The sequence below is a fragment of the Persicitalea sp. genome, from assembly GCF_041751555.1.
Taxonomy (GTDB): Bacteria; Bacteroidota; Bacteroidia; order Cytophagales; family Spirosomataceae; genus Persicitalea.
This window is the reverse complement of record NZ_JBGSXF010000121.1, coordinates 1-4,805: the sequence shown is the minus strand read 5'-3', so window position 1 is coordinate 4,805 and position 4,805 is coordinate 1. Positions and strand designations below refer to the sequence as shown.

General features: G+C 52.6%; 3 protein-coding genes. 1 reads left to right on the top strand and 2 read right to left on the bottom strand.

The genetic code is table 11. The features are described from left to right. Both ACEW8P_RS04125 and ACEW8P_RS04120 read right to left on the bottom strand, forming a co-directional pair. A partial coding sequence (locus tag ACEW8P_RS04125; protein ID WP_373511845.1) for a tetratricopeptide repeat protein occupies window positions 1-1,842 on the bottom strand: 1,842 nt, incomplete at its 3' end. A gap of 237 nt (window positions 1,843-2,079) precedes the next feature. After that, window positions 2,080-3,549 (bottom strand): NADP-dependent isocitrate dehydrogenase, encoded by a 1,470-nt coding sequence (locus ACEW8P_RS04120; RefSeq protein ID WP_373511844.1) that lies wholly within the window; start codon window positions 3,547-3,549, stop codon window positions 2,080-2,082. 192 nt (window positions 3,550-3,741) lie between these two features. Between ACEW8P_RS04120 and ACEW8P_RS04115 the strand changes: the two genes are divergently transcribed. Further along, window positions 3,742-4,737: a polysaccharide deacetylase family protein gene (locus ACEW8P_RS04115; protein WP_373511843.1), complete on the top strand. Its 996-nt coding sequence runs from the start codon at window positions 3,742-3,744 to the stop codon at window positions 4,735-4,737. Window positions 4,738-4,805 lie beyond the last annotated feature (68 nt).

Genomic DNA, 4,805 nt, shown 5'->3' with positions numbered 1-4,805 from the left:
GGTATTGTTGTAGGCATCAGTGGCGCGGGCGTCGGTGTGCGAGGCCAGCTCAATATTCACCGTTGGATTATCTTTCAGGATTTGCACGAGTTTATCCAACTCCACCGCCGCGTCGGGGCGGATGTTGTACTTGTTCAAATCATAATAGATGTTTTCCAGCGTAAACGTCTTGTTCAGTTCCAGATCATCCAGCTTTACCGTGACGCGGTAGGTCGTATCGGTCAGAACTTTATTCAGAAAAATGGGCGGGATGCTCTTGCCATCCATCGAGAAGGGCTCACGTTTAGTGATAAAGCCCTTTTTTTCCACCAGTAATACATAGTCCTTGCCCTCTTCCAAATTGTATCGGCCGAACTTGCCGCCGTCCTTCGTTATCAGCTGCGCTAGTTCTACATCGGCGCTGTCCGATAGGATGCGCACCTTCGCCGAGTCGATCGGGACTGGCGTGGCGTTGTTGGTCAGCACATCACCCACTAAGAAGTAGCGCACCACCTTTCGCTCTCCCTTGATATAAAGCGGATTGTTAGGGTTCATCGGATTGGTAGGATCGTTTTGGGCCAAGATGGTCGAGTCCACTTCTTCCACAACCGGATTGGAGAAGAAGTAAATGTCGTCGTCACCCTTACCACCGGGACGGTTGGAAGCGAAGAAACCGCTTTCCTGGTCTTCCATAAACACCAAACCAAAGTCGTCCTGCGGGGTGTTAAATGGGAGTCCCATGTTCTCGATGGAAACGATGCCCTGTGAACGCGTAGCCACGAAAAGGTCGAGCTTGCCAAGGCCAGGATGCCCGTCCGAAGCGAAGTAAAGCTTGTTGTCGGGTGAAACGTAAGGAAACATTTCGTCACCGGCAGTATTGATGTCTTTGCCCAGATTCACGGGCGTACTGAAACGGCCCGAGGCATCCATATTAGTACGATATAGGTCGATACCTCCCGCGCCGCCTGCGCGCTGCGAAGCGAAGTACAGGGTTTTGCCATCGCGCGAGAATGCGGGAGAGGCATCCCATGCCAGTGAATCGTTTATAGGCAAGTAACTAGGATCGGTCCACTGGCCATTGACGAGGCGACTCATGTACAGATCCAGATCCTGAGCTCCCTTTCGCTTGCCCGTGTTACCACGCGCGAAAACGAGCGTCTTCCCATCGGGAGAAAAAGCGGGGGAACCTTCGTTAGCTTCTTCCGCAAAAATATTGGGGCTAAATAATGTAGGGCTAGTACTAGCTTCGCTGGGCTGCTCGCCCAATTTTACTTTATAAAGACCTAGCATTGCCTGGCCATTGTTCTTGTAAATCTTCTCTTTTTTAGAAGCCGAAATCACAAGTTCGTCGCCCAGAATGGTGGGCGAAAACTCCGCCCCCGGTGTGTTGAAGGGCATGTCAACTACCGTCACTTCCGCTTTTTTTAGCTTGATACGGTCGGTAATTTTCAGCGTTTCTACCTCACGGGCGGCCCGCGCTTTCAGCGTCTTGTCGGCAGTTTCGTTCTCGGTAAACTTCGCAAATTCCTGCCGCGCTTCGTCGTATTGACCTGAGGCTTTTAGAGCGTAAGCGTACTGAAAACGGGCGTTGGGATCACTGGCTCCGGCTTCCATCGCTTTTTTATAGTAAGGAATAGCTTCCTGGTAGCGATTGGAGAGTCGGTACGACTCGGCGATGAGATAGTTGGTCTGTGCTGGTTCGTAGTCGCCTTCGGCGGCTTTCTGGAAGTCCTTCAAAGCCAGGTCATATTCACCGTTGTCGAACCGCTTCACGCCATTTTTGTAGGCTTGCATCGTGGGGTTACAGGCTTGCAGCAGGACACAAAAGCAAACCAGCAAAAGTCCCGAAAAAGAGTTTTTCAAATATTTAGTCATAGTTCATTAAGGAAATTCTACGTTGAACTAACGATTTTTTTTGTAAAAAATTGAGGGAGAAAAATGCCTTTCGGCACGGTCCCGCTCCGGCGTACCGGTCGCACGGTCGGCTTTTGTCAGTCAGCTTTTCGGAACACAGAGTTGCATAGTGCGGGGCGCCGCCCGGTTCACACAGAGTTTCTCAGAGTAGCGGAGAACCCAAAGCATTGTCCACCGTCAACTCACTTACTCTCCCTGCATTTGCGAATAGCCCGGCTGTCCGTCAAAAGTATAGAGGTTCTCGGTTTTAATCGTGTCATAGCCGTTTTCATTTAGCAGCGCGAGTTGTTGCCAGATGGTCTTCTTATTGATGACTTTATCAGAATCGATCTTGCTTACAAAGCGACAACGCCAGTGATCGGTGCAGAAGGTTTCGGGAACGCCGTCGGGATAGACCTTGACGCCGCGATTGGTCATCATTTTGAGGTGTAGAGGCGAATCTGGCAAAGCGGCGATGGCGTCGCCCAATTGTTGAGCGGTACCCCCGGTCCAATCCAGGAAAATATCCACGCCCACTAGTTCTTTTTCCTGCTGAACTTCGTGGCCGGAAGTAATATGAATGGGCTTGGGCGCAGCGGCGTAGCTTATTATTTTGAAGTGCTGAGGCGTTTGGCCCAGCCGTTCAATCACCGCATCAGCAAAAGCTTTGGTGCCTACGCGCTCTTTACTCACGCCTTCCTGATAAACATCGCCCGTGTGGATGCCGTCCTCGATAGTTTTGAGCCAGGCATTGTGGACTTTAGCGGCCACCTCGCCCTGCCCGATGTGGACAAGCATCATGATGGCTCCGTTGAGCAGCCCCGACGGGTTGGCGATGCCGCGCCCGGCTATGTCGGGAGCCGAGCCGTGGATGGCCTCGAACATAGCACACTGCTCGCCGACGTTGGCTGAGCCGCCCATGCCTACCGAGCCGGCGATTTGGGCCGCGATGTCGGAGATAATGTCGCCGTATAGATTCAGCGTCACGATGATACCGAAACGTTCCGGTTCGTCGGCCAGTAGCGCGGAGCCGATGTCTATGATCCAGTGTTCCTTCTCGATATCAGGATATTCGGCTGCAATCTCGTCGAAGACACTATGGAAAAGCCCGTCGGTCATTTTCATGATATTGTCCTTGGACAGGCAGGTGACCTTACGGCGGTTGTAAGCGCGGGCGTACTCGAAGGCGTAACGGATGATTTTTTCGCAACCGGGTCGGGAAATTAGTTTCAGGCACTGCCTCACCTGATTTGTCTGTCGATGTTCGATTCCCGTGTAGAGGTCTTCCTCGTTTTCACGGATGATGACAAGATCCAGCAGCGGATGTTTAGTATCTACGTAAGGCGAGTAAGCCATGCATGGCCGCACGTTGGCAAACAAACCCAGGGTAGTCCGGGCCGTGACGTTCAGGCTTTTGAAGCCGCCGCCCTGCGGCGTGGTAATGGGCGCTTTGAGAAAAACCTTGTTGCGGCGGAGTGACTCCCAGTCGCTGGGCTGGATACCTGCCTTGCTGCCACTCCGGTAGACTTTCTCGCCGATTTCGATGACTTCCGGCTCGATGAGCGCTCCCGCCGCGTCGAGGATGCGGAGCGTGGCGTCCATAATTTCGGGGCCGATGCCGTCGCCGTGAGCGACGGTTATTTTAGTTTTGGTTATGGGGTTTTTGGTCGAGATCATTCGGTTTTTTAGTTCTTGGTTCAAAGTACTTCGTCTGGCATTCGTAGTTGCCATGTTTCAACAAAACTATTCCAGCGGGTTTGAGTCATAACCGCATCGGCCGGTTAGTTGACCATAAATGTAGGAATAATTGAGAGGGATTGTTTAATTTGGAGCAATCCTGGTCTATTCCCGTTTCAAAACAAATGTCCCATGAAACCACTCATTTTATTCACCCTTATTCTTGCTATGCTCGACCAAGCCGCCGCCCAAAGCCCTACTTACGCCGAAAAACTGGGCTACCCAGCGGGTAAAAAGGTAATCATCATGCACGTGGACGATGCGGGTATGTCCTACGATTCTAATGAAGGGGCTCTCAAAGCCATCCGCGATGGTGTGGCTACCTCAGTGAGCGTGATGATGCCCTGTGGCTGGGTGCCGGGTTTTGTGCATTATCTTAAGCAATATCCCGACATCGACGCCGGCCTTCACCTGACGCTTACCTCGGAATGGAAAGAGTATCGCTGGGGGCCGCTGGCCGGTAAGCCTGCTGTAAAAGGCCTCGTGGATGCCGAAGGAGCGATGTGGCCCAACGTGGCCGATGTGGTAAAACACGCCACCGCCGACGAAGTAGAAACCGAAATCCGCGCCCAACTGGAACGCGCCCGCACGATGGGCTTTGAACCTACCCACCTGGACTCGCACATGGGTACCCTTTTCGCCACGCCTGCGTTTATCGAGCGCTATATCAAGGTAGGTATGCAGGAAAAAATTCCGGTCATGCTTCCGGGCGGGCATAATACTGCGGTCCGGGTGGACGAAGGTATGAGCGACGATTTGTACGCGATGACGCAGACCATTGGCAAACAACTATGGAACGCGGGGCTTCCCGTTCTCGACGATCTGCATAATACCAGCTACGGCTGGAAACTACCCGAAGGTACCCAGGTCACCAAAGAGAATCTGCAGAACTTCAAAACTCAGAAGTACATCGAAGGGCTACGCGACCTGAAACCTGGCCTGACGATGGTTATCATGCACTGCACCGATCCGACCGAGATCTTCCCCATCATTTCCGGTTCTACCCAGACCCGCAAGGGCGACCTGCTCGCCATGATTGATCCCAAATTGAAAGCTTACATCGAAAAGGAGGGCATCATTCTAACTACTTGGCGTGAAGCCATGCAGCGGCGCGGGAAGGTAAAGTAGGGTAGTGAGGTTTCCCGGTGGGATTTTGTCAATTCTGTTCGCGAAAACTGGCTGGAAGCCGCTTGAAG

Coding starts and splice junctions, on each gene's coding strand:
- ACEW8P_RS04115 (WP_373511843.1), top strand. CDS start 3,742: ATGAAACCACTCATTTTATTCACCCTTATTCTTGCTATGCTCGACCAA.
- ACEW8P_RS04120 (WP_373511844.1), bottom strand. CDS start 3,549: ATGATCTCGACCAAAAACCCCATAACCAAAACTAAAATAACCGTCGCT.